Annotated in this window: 20 protein-coding genes; 4 read left to right on the plus strand and 16 right to left on the minus strand. The window is 64.8% G+C overall.

Going from position 1 to position 21,975, the window contains the following annotated elements:
- Positions 1 to 174: 174 nt before the first annotated feature.
- Positions 175 to 1,080, minus strand: a complete 906-nt coding sequence (gene mmsB, locus EB835_RS08040) for a 3-hydroxyisobutyrate dehydrogenase (protein WP_135808949.1) — start codon at positions 1,078 to 1,080, stop codon at positions 175 to 177.
- A 140-nt stretch (positions 1,081 to 1,220) separates the two neighbouring features.
- Here mmsB and EB835_RS08045 point away from each other — a divergent pair, with 140 nt between their 5' ends.
- A complete protein-coding gene (locus EB835_RS08045; RefSeq protein ID WP_135808950.1) occupies positions 1,221 to 2,096 on the plus strand; it encodes a LysR family transcriptional regulator in 876 nt (291 codons plus the stop codon).
- A gap of 69 nt (positions 2,097 to 2,165) precedes the next feature.
- On the opposite strand, the gene EB835_RS08050 is transcribed toward EB835_RS08045, so the two are convergent.
- The 7 genes from EB835_RS08050 to rpmB all read right to left on the minus strand — a co-directional run bounded on the left by EB835_RS08050 (position 2,166) and on the right by rpmB (position 8,373).
- Positions 2,166 to 2,912, minus strand: coding sequence for a 3-hydroxybutyrate dehydrogenase (locus EB835_RS08050; RefSeq protein WP_135808974.1), 747 nt, complete (start codon positions 2,910 to 2,912; stop codon positions 2,166 to 2,168).
- Between the two features lie 320 nt (positions 2,913 to 3,232).
- Positions 3,233 to 4,588, minus strand: coding sequence for an MFS transporter (locus tag EB835_RS08055; RefSeq protein WP_135808951.1), 1,356 nt, complete (start codon positions 4,586 to 4,588; stop codon positions 3,233 to 3,235).
- A 426-nt stretch (positions 4,589 to 5,014) separates the two neighbouring features.
- On the minus strand, positions 5,015 to 7,072 hold the full coding sequence (locus EB835_RS08060) for a bifunctional copper resistance protein CopD/cytochrome c oxidase assembly protein (protein ID WP_135808952.1): 2,058 nt from the start codon (positions 7,070 to 7,072) through the stop codon (positions 5,015 to 5,017).
- 228 nt (positions 7,073 to 7,300) lie between these two features.
- Positions 7,301 to 7,588, minus strand: a complete 288-nt coding sequence (locus EB835_RS08065; protein ID WP_025779153.1) for an HU family DNA-binding protein — start codon at positions 7,586 to 7,588, stop codon at positions 7,301 to 7,303.
- Between the two features lie 69 nt (positions 7,589 to 7,657).
- Entirely contained in the window at positions 7,658 to 7,963 is a 306-nt protein-coding gene (rpsN, locus tag EB835_RS08070; protein WP_025779151.1) for a 30S ribosomal protein S14, read from the minus strand.
- Positions 7,964 to 7,969: 6 nt separating this feature from the next.
- Positions 7,970 to 8,140: a 50S ribosomal protein L33 gene (gene rpmG / locus EB835_RS08075; RefSeq protein WP_200885341.1), complete on the minus strand. Its 171-nt coding sequence runs from the start codon at positions 8,138 to 8,140 to the stop codon at positions 7,970 to 7,972.
- Positions 8,137 to 8,373: a 50S ribosomal protein L28 gene (gene rpmB, locus EB835_RS08080; protein WP_039211930.1), complete on the minus strand. Its 237-nt coding sequence runs from the start codon at positions 8,371 to 8,373 to the stop codon at positions 8,137 to 8,139. Before rpmB ends, rpmG begins: the two co-directional genes overlap by 4 nt.
- A gap of 563 nt (positions 8,374 to 8,936) precedes the next feature.
- On the opposite strand from rpmB, the gene EB835_RS08085 reads away from it, so the two are divergent.
- Positions 8,937 to 9,884 carry a protein kinase gene (locus tag EB835_RS08085; RefSeq protein WP_135808953.1) on the plus strand — a complete coding sequence of 316 codons (948 nt, stop codon included), beginning with the start codon at positions 8,937 to 8,939 and terminating at the stop codon, positions 9,882 to 9,884.
- Between the two features lie 97 nt (positions 9,885 to 9,981).
- Here the strand turns inward: EB835_RS08085 and EB835_RS08090 are convergent, their stop codons facing one another.
- From EB835_RS08090 to EB835_RS08115, 6 genes are all read right to left on the minus strand, one after another.
- A complete protein-coding gene (locus tag EB835_RS08090) occupies positions 9,982 to 11,427 on the minus strand; it encodes a dihydrolipoamide acetyltransferase family protein (protein ID WP_135808954.1) in 1,446 nt (481 codons plus the stop codon).
- A gap of 18 nt (positions 11,428 to 11,445) precedes the next feature.
- Positions 11,446 to 12,423, minus strand: coding sequence for an alpha-ketoacid dehydrogenase subunit beta (locus EB835_RS08095; protein WP_135808955.1), 978 nt, complete (start codon positions 12,421 to 12,423; stop codon positions 11,446 to 11,448).
- Entirely contained in the window at positions 12,423 to 13,577 is a 1,155-nt protein-coding gene (gene pdhA / locus EB835_RS08100) for a pyruvate dehydrogenase (acetyl-transferring) E1 component subunit alpha (protein ID WP_135808956.1), read from the minus strand. The genes EB835_RS08095 and pdhA overlap by 1 nt, the downstream gene beginning before the upstream one ends.
- Positions 13,578 to 14,046: 469 nt before the next feature.
- Positions 14,047 to 15,564, minus strand: coding sequence for a hypothetical protein (locus tag EB835_RS08105; RefSeq protein WP_135808957.1), 1,518 nt, complete (start codon positions 15,562 to 15,564; stop codon positions 14,047 to 14,049).
- A gap of 66 nt (positions 15,565 to 15,630) precedes the next feature.
- Complete coding sequence (locus tag EB835_RS08110) at positions 15,631 to 16,452, minus strand: hypothetical protein (protein WP_135808958.1); 822 nt, start codon at positions 16,450 to 16,452, stop codon at positions 15,631 to 15,633.
- A complete protein-coding gene (locus EB835_RS08115; RefSeq protein ID WP_135808959.1) occupies positions 16,449 to 16,694 on the minus strand; it encodes a hypothetical protein in 246 nt (81 codons plus the stop codon). Before EB835_RS08115 ends, EB835_RS08110 begins: the two co-directional genes overlap by 4 nt.
- 251 nt (positions 16,695 to 16,945) lie before the next feature.
- On the opposite strand from EB835_RS08115, the gene purB reads away from it, so the two are divergent.
- Complete coding sequence (gene purB / locus EB835_RS08120; RefSeq protein WP_135808960.1) at positions 16,946 to 18,379, plus strand: adenylosuccinate lyase; 1,434 nt, start codon at positions 16,946 to 16,948, stop codon at positions 18,377 to 18,379.
- Positions 18,380 to 18,493: 114 nt separating this feature from the next.
- On the opposite strand, the gene EB835_RS08125 is transcribed toward purB, so the two are convergent.
- Entirely contained in the window at positions 18,494 to 19,282 is a 789-nt protein-coding gene (locus tag EB835_RS08125; protein WP_135808961.1) for a transcriptional regulator, read from the minus strand.
- A 311-nt stretch (positions 19,283 to 19,593) separates the two neighbouring features.
- On the minus strand, positions 19,594 to 20,964 hold the full coding sequence (locus EB835_RS08130; protein ID WP_135808962.1) for an MFS transporter: 1,371 nt from the start codon (positions 20,962 to 20,964) through the stop codon (positions 19,594 to 19,596).
- A gap of 102 nt (positions 20,965 to 21,066) precedes the next feature.
- Here EB835_RS08130 and EB835_RS08135 point away from each other — a divergent pair, with 102 nt between their 5' ends.
- Entirely contained in the window at positions 21,067 to 21,954 is an 888-nt protein-coding gene (locus EB835_RS08135) for an alpha/beta hydrolase family protein (RefSeq protein WP_168216661.1), read from the plus strand.
- The last annotated feature ends 21 nt before the right edge of the window (positions 21,955 to 21,975 follow it).

A 21,975-nucleotide genomic window follows, 5' to 3' on the forward strand; every position in this document is an offset into this window, starting at 1 on the left:
CAGTCAGCCGGTTCCTGGGCCTGTCGGCCGGCTCCCAGAAGCGAGCTGCGGACGGCCTGTGTCGAGATCATCTGGATTTCTCGACGCGGATCGTCCGCAGTTCGGTGCCGCCTCGGCGCTGGTGTCGGTGCCTGCCACGGCCGGCGCAGCCTCAGCTCAGCGCTAGCCAAATCCTCACTTCGGCAGACCCTCGGCGTTCGGGTCGATGTTCTTGATCAGCGCGGAGGTGTCGAGTCCGCCGAGGTCCTCGTCCATGAGCTTCTGCAGCTGCGCGTGGACGAGGGCGGCGGCGGGCAGGTCGACTCCCTGGGTCTCGGCGCCGGCGAGCGCGAGACCGACGTCCTTGTGCATGAGTGCGGCGGCGAAGCCGGGCTTGAATTCGTTGTTCGCGGCGGCCGTCGTGGTCACACCGGGCACCGGGTACCAGGTGCGCAGCGGCCAGGAGTCACCGGAGGACACTTTCGCAATATCGTGGAAGACCTTCGGGTCGAGGCCGAAGCGATCGGCGAGAACAGCTCCTTCGACAACGCCCTGAAGGCTGATCGAGAGCATCATATTGTTCACGATCTTCGCGGCCTGACCGGCGGCATCACCACCGGCGTGGAAGATATTCCCGGCCATCGCCTCGATGAAGGGGCGAGCCTCTTCGACATCGGCGTCAGCGCCGCCGAGCATGAAGGTCAGTGTTCCCGCCTCGGCGCCGGTGACTCCACCGGAGACCGGACCGTCGATGAGGCGGAAGCCTGCCTTGTTCGCCTCGGCGTGGAGGACACGGGCGGAATCGAAGTCGATCGTCGAGGAATCGACGAGGAGGGTCTTCTGATCCGCATTGGCCAGGACGCCGTCTGGCTCGAGGTAGGCGGTGCGGGCATGCTCCCCCTTGGGCAGCATCGTGAAGACGATATCGGCACCGGCGACCGCCTCGGCGATGGAATTCACGGGGTTGACGCCGTCCTTCGCGGCTGCCTCCACGGCTTCGGGGACGAGATCGTACCCGTTGACGGTGTGACCGGCCTTGACCAGGTTCGCGGTCATCGGGCGGCCCATATTTCCCAGGCCGACCCACCCAATCGTCGACATAATATGCCTCCTCGCATCATGTTCAGCAACTCTTACGTGTTCCCTCTCACAGTACGCCAGTCGATGTGTGGAAGCCCGGGTGGGCGCCTCACCTATTCCGCACCGGTTATGTGCGCGCACGCAGATAGAATGGACCCACTATGGCCTCCTATGCACCTGGCAGTTCCGGTCCGCAGATCGCTCCCGAGGATCTGCTGACTCTGCTCGCCGTCGCCCGCCTGGGGAAGTTCACAGCCGCGGCACACAGCCTCGGCCTCAACCATACGACCGTGTCACGGCGCATCGCCGCGCTCGAGAAGGCATATGGCGATCGGGTGCTCGTGGCCTCCCCCGACGGGTGGGAGCTCAGCGCCGCCGGACGTCAGCTGCTGCCGATCGCCGAGGACATCGAGGCTGCTCTGGGCCGCATCGACGCGCATTCGAACTCGGCCTTGTCCGGGACGATCCGGCTGGCCTGCCCACAGGCCTTCGCACTCGAGTTCGCCGTCCCAGCGCTCGCCGAACTGCAGGGTGAGCATCCGGGCCTGCAGATCGAGCTGATCACCGCCACTCAGCGGGCCCGGCAGTACCGGTCGGGCGTCGACATCGAAATCGTCGTCGGGCGCCCGGATGCCCCGCGATCGGTTGCCAAGCACATCCGCGACTACCGGCTGCAGCTCTATGCCTCGCAGGACTACATCGCCTCTCACGCGATGCCGCAGACACTGGATGATCTGGCCGATCACCGAATGGTCTACTACATTGAGAATTCGCTGCAAGTCGATGATCTCGACGAGGCGGCCGATGCTCTTCCGCGCGGGACCGGGTTCTTCAGGTCCACCTCGGTGCATGCTCATGTGCTCGCGACCTCGCAGGGGGCTGGGATCGGGATCCTGCCGGACTTCCTGGCCCACGGAAATTCGCGTCTGGTTCAGGTCCTGCCGGAGCTGTTCTCCAAGCAGGTGTCCTATTGGGCCTCGGTCCGCCATGAGTCCCTGCGCAACGCCGGAGTCCGCAGAGTCCTGGAATCCCTCTGAATTGCTACCCGACGGCGGCTCAGCAACGTGGCGCCAGGTTGCTGAGCCGCCGTCGGGTAGCAATTTGGGTCAGGTGGCGACCCAGCCGCCGTCGATGCTGTGGGCACTGCCGTTGATGACGGCGGCATGCTCCCCGGCGAGGAAGAGCGCGATGGCCGCGACGTCCTCGGGTTCGGCGAGCTTGGGCACCGCAGAATGGCCGAGGAAGACCTGCTCGAGGACCTCGTCCTCGCTGATGCCGTGCGTCTTCGCCTGATCGGCGATCTGCCCCTTGACCAGGGGCGTGAGCACATAGCCGGGGTTGATCGCGTTGCACGTCACTCCGTGCGGGCCTGCCTCGAGCGCGGTCGTCTTCGTCAGTCCCATGAGACCGTGCTTGGCCGCGACGTATGCGGACTTGTTCGCCGAGGCGCGCAGACCGTGGACGGAGGAGAGATTGATGATGCGCCCCCAGCCGCGTTCGTACATCTTCGGCAGCGCCGCCTTCGTGAGAACGAACGGCGCTTCGAGCATGAGTGTGTTGATGAGCCGCCAGTCCTCGAGTGGGAAATCCTGGATCGGGTGGATTCGCTGGATGCCGGCGTTGTTGATGAGGATGTCGACATCGAGATCGGTGCCATCCAGCGCCGAGGTGTCCGCCAGGTTGACCGCCCACGCTTCGCCGCCGATTTCGTCGGCAACGGCCTGAGCTGAGTCAGCGTCGACGTCGGCGACGATCACAGAGGCACCGGCCTGAGCGAAGGACCGAGCGATCGCCTTGCCGAGACCGGATGCTCCGCCGGTGACGAGGGCGCGTTTGCTGGTGAGGTCTCCCATGAGATGTCCCTTTCGTGGTACGGGCCTGTGGTACGAATCCATCTTCCACCTTGCCGGCGGCGATCGTTCGCCGAGGCGGGCACCGAGGCGGGTCGAACGGAGTGCCGAGGTGGGTCGGACGGAGTGTCGAGGTGGGACCGGTGGTGGCCGATCGTACGTCGCGACAGGTGCCGATCGTTCGCCGAGGCGGGCACCGAGCAGTGCGCCGAGGGTGAGCACCGATCGTGCGTCACGGCCCGACGGTCGTGCACGGCGACGGGCGACGAAGGCGGTGTCGGTCTTCCTCGGCACCGCCTCCGTCAGCTGGTCACCGTCCGGTTTCAGTCGGCCGTGGCGACTCCGCGGCGCACCTTGTCTGCATGGTCGAGAGACCGCAGGTCGATCCCCTTCGTCTCACGCGTGAACATCAGCGCGACGAACGAGACGGCTGCTGCAGCGGCGAGGTAGATGGCAATCGGAACCGAGGAGTCGAAGCCCTTCAGCAGCGCGGTCGCGATGAACGGGGCGAAGGACCCGGCGACGATGGCCGTGACCTGATAGCCGGTCGAGACGCCCGAGTTGCGCATTCGGGTCGGGAACATCTCGGCCATGATCGCGGGCTGGCCGGCGTACATCAGCGCGTGGAAGATGAGGCCGATGAGCAGGGCGAGGAAGATCACCCAGAAGTTTCCGGTGTCGTACATCGGGAACGCGAAGAAGCCCCAGGTGGCGGTGAGCACGATGCCCACGCCGTAGGGCATTCTGCGTCCGATCCGGTCTGTGGCGGCACCGACGAGCGGAACGATGACTGCGTGAATCGCGTGGGCGCCGAGCAGAGCGCCGAGGATCTCATCCTGCTCGATGCCGACGGCGATCGAGAGATACGTGATCGAGAACGTCACCACGAGGTAGTAGTGGATGTTCTCGACGAAGCGCAGCCCCATAGCCGCGAAGACCTCACGCGGGTAGCGCTTGAAGACGGCCTTGACCCCGTAGTCGACACCTTCTTCGACCTCTTGGGACTGCACTTCGTCGAAGATCGGGGCGTCGGAGACTCGGGTACGGATGTAATAGCCGATGAGGACGATGACCGCCGAAAGCCAGAAGGCCACTCGCCAGCCCCACGACTCGAACTGAGCGTCGTCGAGCGAACGGCTGAGGGCGAGCAGCACGCCGGTGGCCAACAGATTGCCCAAGGGAACACCGGACTGGGGGAACGACGCCCAGAAGCCGCGCTCCTTGTTCGGCGAATGCTCGGCAACGAGCAGAACGGCGCCGCCCCACTCACCGCCGACCGCGAAACCTTGGACAACGCGCAGGAGCACGAGCAGCACCGGTGCGGCATATCCGATCACACTGAAGGTCGGCAGGCACCCCATGAGGAACGTGGACACGCCGACGAGGATGATCGAGAGCTGCAGCAGCATCTTGCGCCCGTGCTTGTCACCGAAGTGGCCGAAGACGATTCCGCCGACTGGGCGGGCGATGAATCCGACCGCATAGGTGGCGAAGCCGGCGAGGATCGGCGTCAGCGGATCGTCGGAAGGCGGGAACAGAACGTGGAATACCAGCGTGGCAGCGGTGGCGTAGAGGAAGAACTCGTACCATTCGACGACCGTTCCGGCCATCGAGGCAGCGACGACCCTGCGCAGCTGAGCGCGGATCGACTTCCTCTCAGCATTGTTCTGAGTACTCATGGGACTCCTTCGTTTCCACAATCCGCGTCACCGTTGAATGCGCGAATCGACTTGCACTGGCACCGGCCGACTGACAGTTCGGAGAGCACAGTCCGCATCGATGCGGCTGGTGATCCCCGGCTTCAGCGGAGCATTTCGGGCGCTCGGATATTTCTCATCCAAGCATCAGTGTGCGCCACGTTACAGAGATTTTGGCAGCGACCTGGCCATAATCCGAGAATTTCCGGTGCAGATTCGTGCACAGCCGATGTGCAACAGTCAGATGTGACTGCCTTTATCTCGCAAGGTTCGCTGCGACACGATCCGAACTGCGCGGCAGTTCATCCCCCGCCTCGGGGAGATCTCCGCACCGATGCGGCCCGGCAGTCCGAATCTCACCGGCAGTCCGAATCACCGGCAGCCCGAATCTCACCGACAGTCCGATTCTCACCGACGGCGAGGAGGGGCCTTCGCATCGCGTTCGGCCATCGAAGCGAGCATGGCGTTGTAGGCGCGCAGCTCGGCGTCGTCGGTGCGGTCCTCGCTGCGGTCGATGCGTTTGGCTTCCCGATCCGAGGACTTCGCCCACTGCACGCAGACCATGATCGCGATGAACAGAGTCGGGAATTCGCCGATGCCCCACGCGATGGCGCCGCCGAGCTGCTGGTCGTCGATCGCCGTGTAGCCCCATCCGGCGCCGATATTGCCGAACCAATCACCGGCGATCAGCACGTTCGAGCTCATGATCGAGATGCCGAAGAACGCATGGAAGGCCATCGTCACCAGCAGCATCACGAGCCGCATCGGGAAGACAGGGCGCTTGACGCCCGGATCGACGCCGATGAGCGCCTGAGCGAACAGGTATCCCGCGCCGAGGAAGTGCGCGATCATCAGCTCGTGGCCGAGATGCGTATCGAGCGCGTAGAACATGATTCCCGAGTAGTAGAAGACCACCAGCGAACCGGCGAAGTTCACGCTCGCCACGATCGGGTGCGCGAAGAAGCGCAGGTACGGAGTCTGGACGAGCCAGAGCACCCATTCGCGCAGGCCGAATGACCCGTCCCGACGGGCCTTCGTGCCGCGCATGAGCATGGTGATCGGCGCGCCGAGCACCAGCGGCAAAGGCACGACCATGACCAGAAGCATGTGTTCGATCATGTGCGCGGAGAACTGCACCTCACCGTAGACGCGAGGTCCGCCCGAGGTGACGTAGACAAGGAAGACCATGCCCACCAGCCAGCTGATGAGGCGCAGCACCGGCCATTTGTCGCCTCGGCGGCGAAGGTTGATGAACGCCACGACATAGGCGATCGACGTGCCGATCGCGATCGCGATCCACAGCGGATCGATCGCCCATTCGCTGAAGTATCGAGCCAGGTTCGGCTGCGGGGGCAGCGGGTCACCGGTGAGGATCTCGGCCGGGGAGGGATCGCCCACCGGCTCCTGCGGCACCGGCGGCTGCGACCGGGCCAAGGCCACGGCCATTCCCATCGTGACCCCGAAGAGGATGAATTCGACGGTGATGAGGCGCCAGAACTCAACCGTCGCCGAGGCGGCCGTGCCCAATCGTGCAATGACGAACTGGCGGTGCCAGAATCCGATCAGCCCGAGCAGGACCGTCGCGAACGCCTTCGCGAGAATGACCTCCCCATAGGGGGTCATGAGGTCATCGAAGCCCTGCACGCGCAGGAGCGAGTTGATGATACCGGAGAAGACGATGAGGCCGAAGGAGATCAGCGCGATCGTCGAATAGCGTTCGACGATCGGCCTGAGATTCTTCGAGGCGGCCAGGCGAGTGCCCAGCAGGGCGATGGCGAAGAGTCCGCCGAGCCAGAGGACCGCTCCGAGGATGTGCAGACCGAGGCTGTTCACGGCCTGGGTGTGCCCGGAGGCTTCTGCGGAGTGGCCCATCGAGGCCAAGGGCAGTATCACGGCAATGCCGAGCACTCCTGCGGCTGCGATGCCCTTCAGGGAGCGGGTGCCGAAGCACAGGGTCGAGGCCACGGCGATGAGGACGACGATGAGCACCCACAGCTGTCCGTAGGCGATCTGCGTGACAAACACGCCGAGTTGGTTAGAGAAGTCAAGGTAAGCCTGGGCACCGACCGTGTCGACGAAGGAGAAGACGAGCACTGCGACCGCAGACAGCGTCCACACCACCGAGGAGTATTCGGCGATCTGGACGGACCGCGTCCACAGCGGATCGAGCGCCGCGTCCTCATCCGTCTTCTTGTGTCGGCGACCGCGCCCCCCGGCGGTGCGCGGAACGATGAGGACGGCGAACATGAGACCGCCGACGGTCAGCGACATCGCAGTGTTGAAGACGAACTTCGCGGCAGGCAGACCGAAACGGACGACGGAGCCGGGGTCGTTGAGCAGGGTGGGATTGGCTGCTCCGGTGAAGAAGAGCGCGGCCAGTCCGGCGATGAGCCCGAGGAATACGACGATGGGGACGGTCGCACGTCGAACGAACCGTGTGATCGGTTCGAAACCTGAAGAATTCACTGCGCGCAGACCGCCCCTTCTGACATGCCTCCAGGATATCGCTCGGCGACGGCAGACTGCCAACCGGCGGATCCGTTCGTGGCCGAGATCTCGGGGAGCCGCCTCGGCGAGGGTGGCTGATGTCCTCCGGAGTGCGGGTGATATCGCCCGGGAAGACGAGTCCACCTCTTCGGAGACAGCAAATGGCCCGGATCAGTCGATCCGGGCCATTCGACGCTGCTGCGTAGATCAGTTCGGGCTGCCAGCGGCACCCTTCAGCTTCGAACCAGCGGACAGCTTGACGGAGTAGCCGGCCTTGATCTGGATCTCTTCACCGGTCTGCGGGTTGCGACCCTTGCGAGCGGCACGCTCGGTGCGCTCAACGGAGAGCCAGCCGGGGATGGTGAGCTTTTCGCCCTTGGCCACGACGTCGGAGAAGACATCGAAGACACCATCGAGCACGTCCGAGACCTGCTTCTGGGTCAGGCCGGACTTCTCGGCAACTTCTGCAACGAGCTCACTGCGGTTCTTAGCCATAAAAGTGTCCTCCTTAGGACAAGTCGGTAGGTCACCGGTCCGTTTTTCCGATGACGAACTTCCTCGAGATTACCAGCTCGACTTAGTAACGCCGGGCAACTCGCCGTTGTGTGCCATTTCGCGGAAACGAACTCGCGAGAGTCCGAACTTCCGGAGGTAGCCACGCGGACGACCGTCAACCTGGTCGCGGTTGCGAACGCGGACCGGCGAAGCGTCGCGGGGAAGCTTCTGCAGCGCGAGGCGTGCCTCTTCGCGCTGTTCATCGGTGGAATCAGGGTGGGTCAGCTGACGCTTGAGAGTCGCGCGGCGCTCTGCATAGCGCTCAACGATGACGCGACGCTGCTTGTCTTTTGCGATCTTTGACTTCTTAGCCATGTGCGCTCAGCGCTCCTCTCGGAAATCGACGTGCTTGCGGACTACGGGATCGTACTTCTTCAGCACGATGCGGTCCGGAGTGTTGCGGCGGTTCTTGCGGGTCACGTAGGTGAACCCGGTGCCGGCCGTCGACTTGAGCTTGATGATGGGACGAACATCCTGTGCCTTAGCCATCAGAGCTTCACTCCCTTGGCGATGAGTTCGTTGACCACAGCGTCGATTCCGCGAGCGTCGATGACCTTGATGCCCTTAGCGGACAGGGTCAGCGTGACGCTGCGGCGCAGCGACGGAACGTAGTAGCGCTTTTTCTGAATGTTCGGGTTGAAGCGACGCTTCGTGCGGCGCTTCGAGTGGGACACATTGTGTCCGAAACCGGGGACTGCCCCGGTTACCTGGCAGGTTGCTGCCATGTCTCTCCTCCAGTTCACAAGTTACCGACTCTCGAAACAAGCTCCTGCGGGATCACACTTCAGTGTCATCCCCGCTCGCTTGCGCCGATGTCGGAAGACATCAACAAATTTTCTCGACTGTCACCGTGAAAATTGTGTACGCCGAAACAGGTCTGCCCGTTCGGGCGAGATGTCTCACCAGCGCTGAAGCCGTAGCCTGTGAGAGATGGCCGAAGCTGGAGTGCAGCGGTGGGTGAGCACCATGAGTGTCCCAGCAGATCGGTCGGTGACCTGGCTGCTACGACACAACAAGAATCAATCTTACTGAGATCGCGGGCCGGAGGGCAAATTCATCGCGGCTTCTGCGGTGGATCTTCGTCACTGACCTCTGCCACTCGGAAGGCCCGTTGTCGTCTCCATGGGCGCACGGAGGAACTTTCACAGCTGAGGTCAAGGCAACTCGGTGATTTCCGCAGTAGGCTTTCGTCGGCAACGCGTCCTGTCGGCGATCCTGTTGAACGCCTACGCGACTCGTGCCAAGGTAAGTAGATGATTGCCACCACACCTGGCATTCAGGAGGACTGATGAGCGACGTTCCACAGAGGCCGCGCATTCGTCCGGCGACCAGCGACGACTGGCACAAGGGTTCAAACGAATCCGCTGGTCAGAGCCTGTCGTACGGGAATGACGCGGACCGTTCGTCTGCCGATTTCGACAACTCGACTTATTATGAGTATCTCGAACGGCACACGGGGGAACAGTCGACCTCGAAAGCTCGCAGCGGCAATGTCTTCGCCCCTGCCGGGCACTCACCTTTCGATCCCGCTCACTCTTCCGGATCCGCTCAGCATTCACTGCCTCAGCAGGCTCAGCGATCTGCCGACGGCGGCGCCGGCGGTTCGGCCGGGAGCGGGCAGCAGACCCCGCCTCCCCCACAGTTTCCTCCCACCGTCCACAGCGAGTCGTCTTCGCGCAATGGGCTGAAGATCTCCGTCGTCATCATCGCCATCATCATGATCCTCGCGCTGGTGGGATTCTTCGGCATCCGGTGGCTTGCTCCGTCGTCGGGAACAGTTCCTGTCGATGTCGGTTCCAGTGAGCCGGCGAGCCCGTCCCCCAGTCCGTCCGAAGACCTCGTCCAACCGTCGCAGAGTCCGCAACAGCGTCTCGACGCCTATACGGAGCAAGGCAGCAGGACGGCCTCCGACCTCGAGGGGCAGTGGGTGAGCCAGGTGAGCGCGAAGAACGTCGGCCTCGAGGCTGACGGCAAGACGTGGTCGGCCCAGGACATCCTCAACGAATACGAAGCGAATAAGGTCAAGTATCCGGGCGCGATCCTCATCCACAGCGGCGATTGGGCCTCATATAAGGGCGACAGCTACTGGGTCACGGTCGTCGATACCGGCTACAGCGATCCGGAACCCGCTCTCGACCAGTGCCGCTCTTGGGGCCTTGACCGCAACCACTGCCTGGCCAAGCGTCTCGTCAAGGACGGCAGCCCCAAGGACAACAGCGCCTACCTCGACGAATAGAGCGCTCAGCCGCACCGAGACAACGACGGAGCGCCGAGACCACGTTGCACACACAGTGGTCTCGGCCCTCTGCCGGTGTTTCGAGGAACCTCAGCCCTCAGGCCAGCATCAGGGTCGGGTCCTCCAGGCCCCGCCCGACGTCGGCGAGGAACTTCGAGATGATCTCGCCGTCGACGACACGGTGATCGGCGCTGACTGAGAGCGTGGTGATCTCACGCGGAACGATCGCATCGTCGACGACCCAAGGCTTCTTCCGAACCTGCCCGAATGCGAGGATCGCGGCCTCACCCGGGTTGATGATCGGCGTACCGGCATCGACTCCGAAGACTCCGACGTTCGTGATCGTGATCGTGCCGCCCGCCTGATCGGCCGGCGGCGTCTTGCCCGACCGCGCCAGGGCGGTGAGGTCCTGGATGCCCTGTGCCAGTTCACCCAGCCCCTTGGCCTGCGCGTTCTTGATGTTGGGCACGATGAGCCCGCGCGGGGTGGCCGCGGCGATGCCGAGGTTGACGTATTTCTTCACCACGATCTCGTCGCCGTCGAGGCACGAATTGATCCGCGGGTTGCGTCCAACTGCCCAGGCCACTGCCTTGGCGACGATGAGCAGCGGCGAGACCTTGACGTCCTCGCCGAGGAACTTCGTCGACTTCAGCCGGCGGACCATGGCCATCGTCTCGGTGACGTCGACGTCGAGGAACTCGGTAACGTGCGGCATCGTGAATGCCGAGTCGACCATGGCCTTGGCCATCATCTTCGTCACGCCCTTGAACGGGATCCGCTCCTCGAGCGCTCCCAAATCACTCGCCGAGGCGGCTGCCGGTGCCGTCGCATCCGCCGTGGGAGCCGTCGTCTGGCTCGCGGCGGCGTGGACATCGTCGCGGGTGACGTCGCCGTGGGGACCGGTCGGAACGACCCGGGACAGGTCGACGCCCAGATCCTTCGCAAGCTTCCGCACGGGAGGCTTTGCCAGCGGCCTACCCGGCGAGGCAGGTGCCGACGCAGGCTGCGCTTCCGCAGCTGGAGCTGCAGAGGGCGCAGGGGGTGCTGCCGGTGCAGGCGAGGCCGCTGGGGCCGGAGCTGCCGACGCAGGCGAGGCCGCTGGCGCCGGAGCTGAGGGAGGGGCCGTCGGTGCGGCTGAAGCGGCAGGTGCCGGGACGGCAGCGCCCTTGCGCGGACGACGCTTCGCCGACGTCTCCTTCGCGCCGTAGCCGACGAGTGTGGCTCCGCCGTCGGCACCCCCGGATTCCTCGGCCGCACCGGAAGCGGGCGCACCGGCGGAGGCGGGGGCCGCCTCGGTGCTGGAATCATCTCCGCCGAACCGGATGATCGGGGTGCCGACCTCGATGGTCTGACCTTCCTCGACCAACAGCGCACCGACGGTGCCGGCCTGCGGGCTGGGCAGCTCGACGAGCGACTTCGCGGTCTCGATCTCGACGAGGATCTGGTTGACTGTGACGGTGTCGCCGGGGGCGACCTTCCACGCGACGATGTCGGCCTCGGTCAGGCCCTCACCGACGTCGGGAAGAGGAAATTCGAATGACATTCTTGACTCTCCTCGAAATCAGTAGGACAGGGCCCGATCGACACCGTCGAAGATGCGATCGAGGTCGGGCAGGTAATGCTCTTCCATCCGCGAACCGGGGTACGGGGTGTGATAGCCGCCGACCCGGATGACCGGAGCTTCGAGGTTGAAGAAGCAGCGTTCGGTGATGCGCGCGGCGATCTCCGAGCCCAGCCCCAGGAAGGTCGGGGCCTCATGGGCGACGACGAGCCGGCCGGTCTTGGTCACGGACTTCTCGATCGCAGTGAAGTCGATCGGGTTGAGGCTGCGCAGATCGATGAGTTCGACGCTCTTGCCCTCTTCGGCGGCCGCGGTGACCACGTCCTGCGCGGTCGGGACCAGCGGGCCGTAGGCGACGAGGGTGACATCGGCGCCTTCGGACACGACTCGGGCGTCGTGCATGCCCAGTTCGCCCCGGGCGGAGGTGTCGACGTCCCCACGCATCCAGTAGCGGCGCTTGGGTTCGAAGAACATCACCGGGTCCTCGCTCTTGATCGCGTCCTGGATCATCCAGTAGGCGTCATGAGCGTTCGACGGGGAGATCAGCCGCAGGCCGGCGTGGTGGGCGAACACGGTCTCCGGGCTCTCCGAGTGGTGTTCGGGTGAGCCGATGCCGCCGCCGTAGGGGACGCGGATGACCAGCGGGATGTTCTCTTTGCCCAGGGTGCGGTTGTACAGCTTCGCCACCTGAGTGACGATCTGGTCGTAGGCCGGGAAGATGAAGGCGTCGAACTGGATCTCGATGACCGGACGGTAGCCGCGGATGGCCATGCCGATCGAGGTGCCGACGATGCCGGACTCGGCCAGCGGGGCATCGATGACGCGCTGCGGGCCGAAGTCCTTCTGCAGGCCCTCGGTGACGCGGAAGACGCCGCCGAGTTTGCCGATGTCCTCACCGATGAGGACGACCTTCGGGTCGTCCTCCATGGCCTTGCGCATTCCGGCGGTGATCGCCTTAGAGAGGGGAAGTTTCTCCATCAGGCCTCACCCGCATCGGCGAACGAGGCCTGGTATGCCAGGAATTCGGCACGTTCCTCGTCGACGAGGGAGTGGGGCTCTGCAGTGACGTGGGCGAACATCTCGGTCGGGTCGGGGTTCTCCATGGTCATGCAGTTGTGGCGGATGCGGGCGGCGAGGGTGTCGGCCTCGGCGTCCACCTCGGCGAAGAACTCTTCGCTGGTCTCGGTGTGATTGTCCAGGTATGCCTTGAGGCGGGTGATCGGGTCGCGGTCCTCCCAGATCTCCTCTTCGGCCTTGTCACGGTACTTCGTCGGATCGTCAGCAGTGGTGTGGGCACCGCGACGGTAGGTGAAGGCTTCGATGAGCATCGGGCCGTGGCCGGCGCGCACGGAGTCGAGGCTGGCGCGGGCGACGGAGTACATCGCGATGATGTCGTTGCCGTCGACGCGGATGCCGGGGACTCCGAATCCTTCGCCGCGGGTGGACAGCGGTGCAGCGGTCTGGACGTGCGTGGGTTCGGAGATGGCCCACTGGTTGTTCTGGCAGAAGAACAGGACCGGGGCGTGGAAGGCTCCGGCGAAGGTCAGCGCTTCGGAGACATCCCCCTGCGAGGTCGCACCGTCGCCGAAACAGGCGATCGACACGGTGTCGCGTTCGATGTCACCGGTGCCGACGTCGCCGTCCATGCTCACGCCCATGGCGTAGCCGGTGGCATGCAGGGCCTGCGAACCGATGACGATGGTGTATGTGTGGAACCGGTGCTCCTGCGGGTCCCAGCCGCCGTGGTTCTGACCGCGGAAGATGCTCAGCAGGGTTTCGGGTTCGACACCGCGGGTGTAGGCGAGGCCGTGTTCGCGGTAGGTGGGGAAGACGAAGTCTTGAGGGCGGGCTGCCCGTCCCATGCCGATCTGGGCTGCTTCCTGTCCGAACAGCGGAGCCCAGAGGCCCAGCTGTCCCTGACGCTGCAGGGCAGCTCCTTCGGCGTCGATGCGGCGCACCAGGACCATGTCCCGGTAGAAGCCGCGCAGATCCTCATCGGTGAGTTCTGCCGCGAAGGCATCGTACTCACCGGATTCGACGCGATTTCCGTCTTCGGTGAGCATCTGAATCATTCTGGGCTCCTGGGACTGACTGTGGGCAGCCCCGGTTCCCACTGAAATGTTGGAGGTCATTTCAGTTCTCCTTTGTTCGAGGTCCATCTTCACCGGAGGTGACCAGTGGTGGACCGTGTCCGTCGGGCAGGGCCTCGGATGTGAGAACTCGCCCTCGAGTGATCTGATTCACAGGTGGTATAACAGTACCGAATCCACTCACTGCTTGCCACTCTCCCCATGCGGTTCGAGTATCAAAAGTGCAGGTCAGGAACAGACTATGGCCCGAGCTCGACACATGTGGTTCAGTTCCAAAGCGTTCCGTGGACAATTGTCGATCACGGCAGAGATGCTCCACCGTCCGACCAACGCACGTCCGAGCACCGAGGTGGTCCTCCCCTGGCTGGTCGAGTTCCGGTTCCGTGCAGTCCAGCCGCACACCGAGGCGGTCCTTCCCTGCGTGATCGAGTTCAGTTCCCGTGTACCGTGTCCGCGCGCCGAGGCGGCACTCTCCCTGCGTGGTCGGGTCCAGGTTCCGCGAGAGCCGGGTTCAGTGGCGTTTGCGCTTGCCCTGGTAGTCGCGCGTCTTCGTGAGGTCGCCGGTGAAGAACCCCGAGTTCTTCGAGGTGAACCGGTCGAAGCCGGAATTCCCGGCCCGCAGCAGCAGTCCGATCGAGGCGGCATAGGCCACGGAGGAGTGCGCCGCTCCGGCCGACGCGAACATCGCATCGAGTTCGGCATTGGTTTTGTCCGCGAGCTCGGGGGCTCTGCGCAGTTCGTCCGGGTCGTAGTCGACGGTGACCGTCGACCAGTTCTTCGTCGCCGGATTCTCGTTGCCGTCGAGGTCGGGCACGAGGTCCTGTTCGTGTTCGATCGAGAGCACGTCGATTCCGGAGTCGATGGGGAAATCAGAGACCGGAGCACCGACCGTCATCAGCGCCGTGACGTTGACATCGTCGAGGAACGCCGGATCCGCAGCCAGTGAGCCGGCAGTGATGCCTCCCTGCGAATAGCCGACGAGCATCACCTCGGCATTGTGCCCGATGCCGGCGTCGGCGATGGCTTGACGCACCATTTCGCGCATCGCCGTGTCATTTCCGGCCATGCCCTGCACGTTCGTCGTCAGGTCCGTCGTATTGTCCCCGGACTTCGCAGACCAGTCGGTGGTGGCAGGGACGTAGACGATATAGCGGGTCGTCCCATCCGGGCCGACGATCTCCTCGATGCGGACCTGCCCGGAATCGGCTCCGCGGTGGCAGTTCGCTTCGCGGATGAAGAGGTCTTCGACATCACGCGGCGGTTCCTTGTGCGGCGGAGTCAGCCCCTTCGCTCTCCACACCTCGACGTCAGAAGGCAGCAGCAGACCGAACGCGTTCGCACCGGCCAGCGCCCAGACCGTCATCGACGTCGAGTCGTGCGGCCAGAACGCGTGATCGCCTTCGGTGTTGAGGACGGACGGAGGCAGTCCTATGAATCCGACGACGATGCCCGGCAGGACGTGTTCGATGATGGCCCCACTGACGTCGGACTGTTCGAACACGAACGTGATCAGTGCTTCCTTCGCATTCGCCTTCGTCTTGCCCAGGTCGATCCCGAACTGCTTGGAGATGACATCGTCGAGTCCGGTGGCGTCGAGGATCTTCGTGACCACGACGACTTGGGCGCCGACGACGAGCGCGACGGGAATGATGACGGGCAGGCTGAGGGCGATGATCCGTCCGGTCGCGTAGCCGAGCGCGTCGAGCAGTCCGCCGAAGACCTCGCTGAGCCCCTTCTCTGCCTGACGGTACGCGAAGGCAGCGGCCCGAACGGCGAGCAGCGTGGCCTCGAGCTCGAGCACCGAGGCGGCCAGCTGGCTGTGGAATCGGATCCGGCAGGCATCGAGGTTGAGCGCCGTCACCGGCGCCGGAACCTGAGTGAGCAGGGTCGCGAGATCGAAGTCCCCGACAGCTGCCTCGACAGCCAGGTCGCCGACGTCGGTGATGACGGTCTGCAGTGCGTCTCCGCTGTCATCGGCGCGGTCGTCGACGGTGATCCGCCCACCGCCACGCGTTGTCGAATCGATCATCGCGGGTCTCTCCTCATGTCCCGGTTCGCTCGAGTTCGGATCGATCCTCGTCAGAGCCTGCTGCGGTCAATTCGGGGCTCCTGCCGTCAGCGTCCGGGTGAGCACGGTGCTCAGGAGCATCCGCACCGCTCCGTCCCCTGCGGCGATTCCGTCATCGACGCTGACGGAATCGCCGGCACGCTCGATGACTGGTCGGAACCAGGCCCCGCCCTTTCGGCGCAGGAACTCCAGTCCTGTGGCCCCCGGTCCGGAGGCCCAGCTGAGCGTGAGAACACAGTCGTGTTCGACGAGCTCGGCGAGATCCTCGACGACATGCCCGATCCGTCCCGGCTCGATCCGGCGCAGCAGCTGGTGCTGCGCGAAGTCCTCAAGCCCCTCGCCCTGCAGCGCCAAGATCGCATGCCCGATGCCCGGACCCAGGCATAGCCCCAGGTGGACGGTTTCGACTCCTGATGACACGACGACGCTGATGCGCGTGCTCACCCGGTCGAGTTCGGAGGCGAATCCTCGCAGCCAGGCGGTGAGCACATCGAGTTCCCGTTTCGCTCCTCGGCCACCGGCCGCATCCCTTCCCGAGGCCGCACCCTTTCCCGAGGCTGTGCCGGAGTTCCCCGGAGCCGTGCCGGCCTCCCCGGCGGCTGCGTCGGTCTCCCTGCCAGCCGTGCCGGTCTCCTCGCCCGACATGTCGGCTCCCCCGGCAGCGTCGGTTCTCCTGTCAGCTCTGGCTTCTCCCATCTCGGTCGGCCCGGCTCGGGACTCCCGATCGGCCCGGCGCGGGAGCAGATCGGGCGGCCAGAGCCGGCGCAGCCGCTCGGGCAGCCTGCTGATCCGGTCGAGGTCGACGACGATCCAGCTGTCGACTCCGGCGGAGGCAGATTGGGCAGTCACAGTTGGATCCGCCCTCCCACCGACACGACCTGGAGATGGAGGTCATAGGCCTCAGCGAGCTTCTCCGCCCGCTCACCCAACTCGTCGATGGACTCCGCGCACGAGGCCACCCGGTCATCAAGCAGCCTCCCCGCCGGCGAATCCCAACCGTCGATCTCTCGGCAGCTCTGCGCCAAGGAGTGCAGCACTTCCGCTCGCCGTCGCCACTGCTTGCGATTGCGCTCCAACTCGTCCGTGATCATGCCTCTGCCCTCCTACCTGTCTGTTCGGCATCCGTGTCCGATTCACTCGACCGTAGGAGGGCACGGACCGAGAGCGGAAGCCTCGGTTTCAGGGCTGGGGACGAGCCTTCGGCATCCACGGGCCACAGATGCCGAAGTCACCATCGAATCCACAGGCGGCGACGTCCGAGTCCCATCCTCGGCCTTCACCTACCTGTCGGTAGGTCCGGACGGGTGCCGCCCCGTTTCGCCGCTCATGAGAAAATGAGGGCATGCCGACTGTTTCCCTTGCCGAAATCTCGCCCGCCATCGCACTCGGACCGCTTGATGGTCGCTACCGCAAAGACACCGCTGACCTCGTCGATCACCTCTCCGAGGCGGCACTGAACCGCAACCGCATCACGGTGGAGATCGAGTGGTTCATCCACCTCGCACAGAACTCTGTGATCGAGGGTGTGCGCACCCTCACCCCCGACGAGGTCGACGGTCTGCGCGACTTCGCAGCCGACTTCGACGCCGACACCATCGCCACCCTGGCCTCCCACGAAGCGGTCACCGTCCATGACGTCAAGGCCGTCGAGTACACAATCAAAGAAGCCCTAGTGACGATCGGCGCCGAAGACCTCGGCGAGCTCGTCCACTTCTGCTGCACGTCCGAAGACATCAACAACCTGTCCTGGGCGCTGGGGATCAAGGGGGCCACCGAACAGGTGTGGCTGCCCCGCGCGAAGGCTCTCATCGACGCTCTCGCCGAGTCCGCCACGGAGCTGGCCGAGGTTCCGATGCTCGCCCACACCCACGGCCAGCCGGCCACTCCGACGACGATGGGCAAGGAACTCGCGGTCTTCATCCATCGCCTGCGCCGCCAGTACGAACGCATCGCGTCCACCGAGTTCCTCGGCAAGATCAACGGCGCCACCGGCACCTACTCAGCTCATCTGGCCGCAGTGCCGGGAGCCGATTGGCCGCAGATCGCCCGCACCTTCGTCGAAGACCGCCTCGGGCTGACCTTCAACTCTCTGACCACACAGATCGAGTCCCATGATTGGAACGCCGAGCTGTTCGCCGATATCGCCCGGTTCAATCGGATCGCACACAATCTGGCCACCGATATGTGGACCTACATCTCGATGAGCTACTTCAAACAGATCCCCGTCGCCGGTGCGACCGGTTCGTCGACGATGCCGCACAAGGTCAACCCGATCCGGTTCGAAAACGCCGAGGCGAACCTCGAGCTCTCGTGCGCCCTGCTCGATTCCCTGGGGTCGACGCTGATCACCTCGCGGATGCAGCGCGACCTCACCGACTCGACCTCGCAGCGCAATATCGGCGTCGCATTCGGTCACTCGGTGCTCGCACTCAACAACCTGGTCAAGGGACTCGGCGCCCTCGCCATCAACGAGGAGGCTCTGGCCGCCGACCTCGACAGCAACTGGGAGGTCCTCGGTGAAGCCGTCCAATCGGTCATGCGTGCCGCCGGTCTGCAGGGTGTGCCGGGAATGGACAACCCGTACGAAACGCTCAAGGAACTCACTCGCGGCAAGCGCATCAACCAGTCCGATCTGCAGAAGTTCGTCGACGGTCTCGGGCTGCCCGAAGAGCGTGCCGAACTGCTCAAGGCGCTGACCCCTGCCACCTACACGGGTGTGGCAGCTCAGCTCGCCGAGGCCGAGGTCTCGGACTGGAAGGCCTTCAGCGAAGGCTGATACGAAACACTGACGACGCATCGGGGCCGGTTTCCGAATTCGGAAGCCGGCCCCGATGCGTCTTTCGATGATCGACAGAAGTCACCCGTCGCAGGCGGCCCCGCCTGCCTGAGATCAGGCGGAGGGAATGTCGAAGGTCGTGGTGAATTCCGGGATCTTCTCGTCGGTTCCCATCACCTTGCCGGCTCCGCGTTCGTACCGAATCGTGTAGGTGTCCTGCTTCTCGTCGGGAACGTAGGCGAGCCAGCCCTGGTGAGTTCCGCCGTCGCGGCGAGTCACATCTTCAAAGGGTTCGTATCCGGCGGCCTTCATCTCGGCTTCGACACCGTCGGTCTGGTCGTATCGATAGTCGGCACCTCCGTCGTCGGAGATCTTGAAGGCACCCGATTGGATGAGTCCGCTGTATTTCTGTCCAGGGGTGATCTTGACCTCGAGGAGGACGACTTCGCCGCCGAGTTCGATGGATGTGGCCTTCTTGGACGAGTCGAAGTTCCGCACGGCCGAGAGCACCTCGATCTTGTCCTGCATCTCCGGGTCCTCGAAGCTTTCGCCGATGCTGACCTCGGCTTGGCTGCCAGACGACTGTGCTGCGTCCGAACCGGTCGTCCCGTCGTCCGAGCCTGCGGTTCCGCTGTTCGAACCGTCGGTTCCGGTCGATGTGCCCTCGGCCGTGGAGGACGTTCCCGAATCGGAGGAGTCTTCGCCCGCACCCGTGTCCTGCGCGGCTTCGTTCTCTCCGGCCGGCTGCTGGCCCTCGGTCTGCTGACCGTCGGCTTCGGCCTGCTCTCCGGCGGTTCCGTCCTGGTCCGGCACGACTTGGCTGATGAGCGAACAGCCTGAGAAGGCGAGTGTGCAGCTGAGCAGGGCGGCGGCGGTGAAGGCGGCGCGCTTCGTGCGTTTCATGATGACTCCTTGATCGGTCTCTCACACCCGGGAGCAGATCGCCCGAATGCGTGTTCTGAAACCAACTTATGAGCTCATCGCGCTCGATGCGTGCGCAGCGTGTGGCAGAACGGCAACGTCTGTCACCGATCCGGCGCAGCCCCCGATTCGGCGCCCTCCTCAGAGTGCCGCGCCACACGAAACGGACACTGCGTCGCCACACCAAGCGGACACCGCGCTGTCCCACGCGGACACCGCACGACCCTCAGCCGGCAGTCCGCCACCCGAGGCAGACATCGCACCACCCCATCGGGACAACCCCGACCACAGCGTCAGGCGGGCACGAGATGCCTGTCCGCGTCCACCTCCGCGAGGGTCTTCTTCCCCATGCTGCGGGCGAGGATGAGGGTGGGAACACCGGCGACGACGATGACGACGGTGGCATAGATCGCCGGCGCCAGGTTGATGCCCGTCGAGGACATCAGCGCCGTGGCGATGAGCGGCGAGAGTCCGCCGAAGAGGACTGTGGCGACGTTGTAGCCGATCGCCATGCCGGAGAACCGGCTCGTGCCGGTGAACTGCTCGGGCACCATGGCCGCGGCGACCGCGCTCCACCCGGCCGCTGGGATCGCCAGAAACGCAACGCCGAAGACCGCCCCACTTGAGGAGCTGCCGCCCAGCAGAGCGTAGGCAGGAATGATCGTGAACACGAAGACTGCCATGAGTACGGCCAGGGCGGGCTTGCGTCCGAATTTGTCCGAGGCGAGACCGAAGAACGGGGTGACGACGATGGCGACGACAGCAGCGACCGTACCCAGTGCCAGGGAACCGGAGTTCGGAACCTTCGCCACCTCTTCGATGTACGTGGGCACATAGGTGATGTTGAGGAAGTAGCTGACCGAGCCGATCGAGGAGATGAGGAAGGCGACGAGGATCGCCCGCGGCTGTTCGAGGATCGCGGTGATGAGCGGGGAGCGCTCGAGCGCGGTGTCCGTCTTCTCCTTCTCCGCCTGCTGCAGGCGTTTGAAGGTCTCGGTCTCCTCCATCATCGATCGCAGCGGAACCATGAGTATGGCGAGCACGGCACCGAGGACGAACAGCAGCCGCCAGCCCCACGAATCCATCGCCTCGGGGCTGAGCGTATTCGCCAAAAGCGCACCGGACCCCACCGCCAGGAGCGCACCGACCTCGCTGTTGGCCGCCGCCCAGCTGGCGGCGAGTCCGCGTTTGCCAGGACCCGCCGACTCCATGAGGAAGACCATGATGCCGGTGTATTCGGCGCCGACGGAGAACCCGGACAGGCAGCGCAGAGTGACCATGAGGACACCCGCCCAGATGCCGATCGCGTCATAGTTCGGGATCACCGCGATCCCGAGCATGGAGATCGCCATGAGGACCGCGGAGATGATGAGCGTGGACCTGCGTCCGATCCGATCACCGAGGTGGCCGAAGACCATCGCGCCCAAGGGCCGGAAGAGGAATCCCGCCGCGCCGACCCCGAGGGTGAGCAGCAGAGAGTCCGTCTGATCGCCGAAGAACTCCTTGGTCAGGGTCGTGGCGACGTAGAAGAAGATCGAGAAGTCGTACCATTCGACGACGGTGCCGAAGGCGGCGACGAACATCGACCTGCGCCGGCCCCTCTCCCGCTCTCGGCTGGTCGCAAGGGCGGGTGATGCAGGATGGTTCCGATCCGACGCTGCCATGGCCCGAGCGTACCAGCTGACCCGGACGCTGCGAGGATGCGCGATCCACCATCATTACCGATCAGTAGCATTCCTGTCTCCGAGTCATTACGCTTTGAACGCATGGACACGCTCACGCCACAGGCCCTGCGCATTCCGGTCTCGAGCCGGTACGGTCCCAGCGAGCTCGAGGGGCATCTCCTCCTCCCCGAGGGCGCTGCGCAAGCAGTGCTGACGATCCACCCGGCCACCGCGACTCCGGAACGCTTCTACTTCTCCTTCGCCGAGGCGGCCGCCGCCAGCGGGTTCGCCGTGATCACGTACGGCTTCCGCGGAGTCGGAGACCGTGCCACGGCCCGCGCCCATCGGCACATCCGCATGCGCGACTGGATGCTCGAGGACGTCTCGGCCGCGGCCGCCTGGGCCGAGGCCTCCTTCCCCGATCTGCCACAAGTCGCGTTGGGTCACAGCGTCGGCGGCCACGCCCTGCTCTTGGGCTGCGGCGGCGAGCGGCTCAGCGGCATCGTCACCATCGCCACTCATATGGCGGCGACTCGCGACATCGCTCCCCGCGGCGAGCGCCTGCGCGTCGGAGTCGGGCTCGGGGTCGCGGGCAGGGCCGTCACCCGCCTGCTCGGGTACATGCCGGGCAGCCGGGTGGGCCTCGGCGAAGACATCCCCGCCGCCGCGCTCTATGAGTGGACGAGCTGGCTGCGACGGCCTCACTTCTTCTTCGACGATCCGACTTTCGACGCCGAGGCGCGCATCGCCCGGCTGCGTGCCCCGGTGCTCTCCGTCGGCACGACCGACGATCTGTGGGCGGCTCCTGCACAGATCGATGCGCTCACCGACCGCCTACGGCTGGCGCCGGTGACGCGGCGGACCATCTCCCCCGCAGAGCTCGGCACCGAGCACATCGGGCATCACGGCCTCATGCGCAGATCCATCGCCGAGGAGGCCTGGCCGGAGATCTTCGACTGGCTCCGAGCGGCCGCCGGCACCTCGCACTGAGCAACACGCGCTGAGTACCAC

It is taken from the genome of Brevibacterium sp. S22 (assembly GCF_004745485.1).
GTDB lineage: Bacteria > Actinomycetota > Actinomycetes > Actinomycetales > Brevibacteriaceae > Brevibacterium.

Coding starts and splice junctions, on each gene's coding strand:
- pdhA (WP_135808956.1), bottom strand. CDS start 13,577: ATGACCTCCAACATTTCAGTGGGAACCGGGGCTGCCCACAGTCAGTCC.
- EB835_RS08130 (WP_135808962.1), bottom strand. CDS start 20,964: ATGGCAGCGTCGGATCGGAACCATCCTGCATCACCCGCCCTTGCGACC.
- EB835_RS08065 (WP_025779153.1), bottom strand. CDS start 7,588: ATGGCTAAGAACCGCAGTGAGCTCGTTGCAGAAGTTGCCGAGAAGTCC.
- EB835_RS08135 (WP_168216661.1), top strand. CDS start 21,067: ATGGACACGCTCACGCCACAGGCCCTGCGCATTCCGGTCTCGAGCCGG.
- EB835_RS08050 (WP_135808974.1), bottom strand. CDS start 2,912: ATGGGAGACCTCACCAGCAAACGCGCCCTCGTCACCGGCGGAGCATCC.
- EB835_RS08115 (WP_135808959.1), bottom strand. CDS start 16,694: ATGATCACGGACGAGTTGGAGCGCAATCGCAAGCAGTGGCGACGGCGA.
- EB835_RS08055 (WP_135808951.1), bottom strand. CDS start 4,588: ATGAGTACTCAGAACAATGCTGAGAGGAAGTCGATCCGCGCTCAGCTG.
- EB835_RS08045 (WP_135808950.1), top strand. CDS start 1,221: ATGGCCTCCTATGCACCTGGCAGTTCCGGTCCGCAGATCGCTCCCGAG.
- EB835_RS08125 (WP_135808961.1), bottom strand. CDS start 19,282: ATGAAACGCACGAAGCGCGCCGCCTTCACCGCCGCCGCCCTGCTCAGC.
- EB835_RS08105 (WP_135808957.1), bottom strand. CDS start 15,564: ATGATCGATTCGACAACGCGTGGCGGTGGGCGGATCACCGTCGACGAC.
- rpmB (WP_039211930.1), bottom strand. CDS start 8,373: ATGGCAGCAACCTGCCAGGTAACCGGGGCAGTCCCCGGTTTCGGACAC.
- EB835_RS08095 (WP_135808955.1), bottom strand. CDS start 12,423: ATGGAGAAACTTCCCCTCTCTAAGGCGATCACCGCCGGAATGCGCAAG.
- mmsB (WP_135808949.1), bottom strand. CDS start 1,080: ATGTCGACGATTGGGTGGGTCGGCCTGGGAAATATGGGCCGCCCGATG.
- EB835_RS08085 (WP_135808953.1), top strand. CDS start 8,937: ATGAGCGACGTTCCACAGAGGCCGCGCATTCGTCCGGCGACCAGCGAC.
- rpsN (WP_025779151.1), bottom strand. CDS start 7,963: ATGGCTAAGAAGTCAAAGATCGCAAAAGACAAGCAGCGTCGCGTCATC.
- EB835_RS08090 (WP_135808954.1), bottom strand. CDS start 11,427: ATGTCATTCGAATTTCCTCTTCCCGACGTCGGTGAGGGCCTGACCGAG.
- purB (WP_135808960.1), top strand. CDS start 16,946: ATGCCGACTGTTTCCCTTGCCGAAATCTCGCCCGCCATCGCACTCGGA.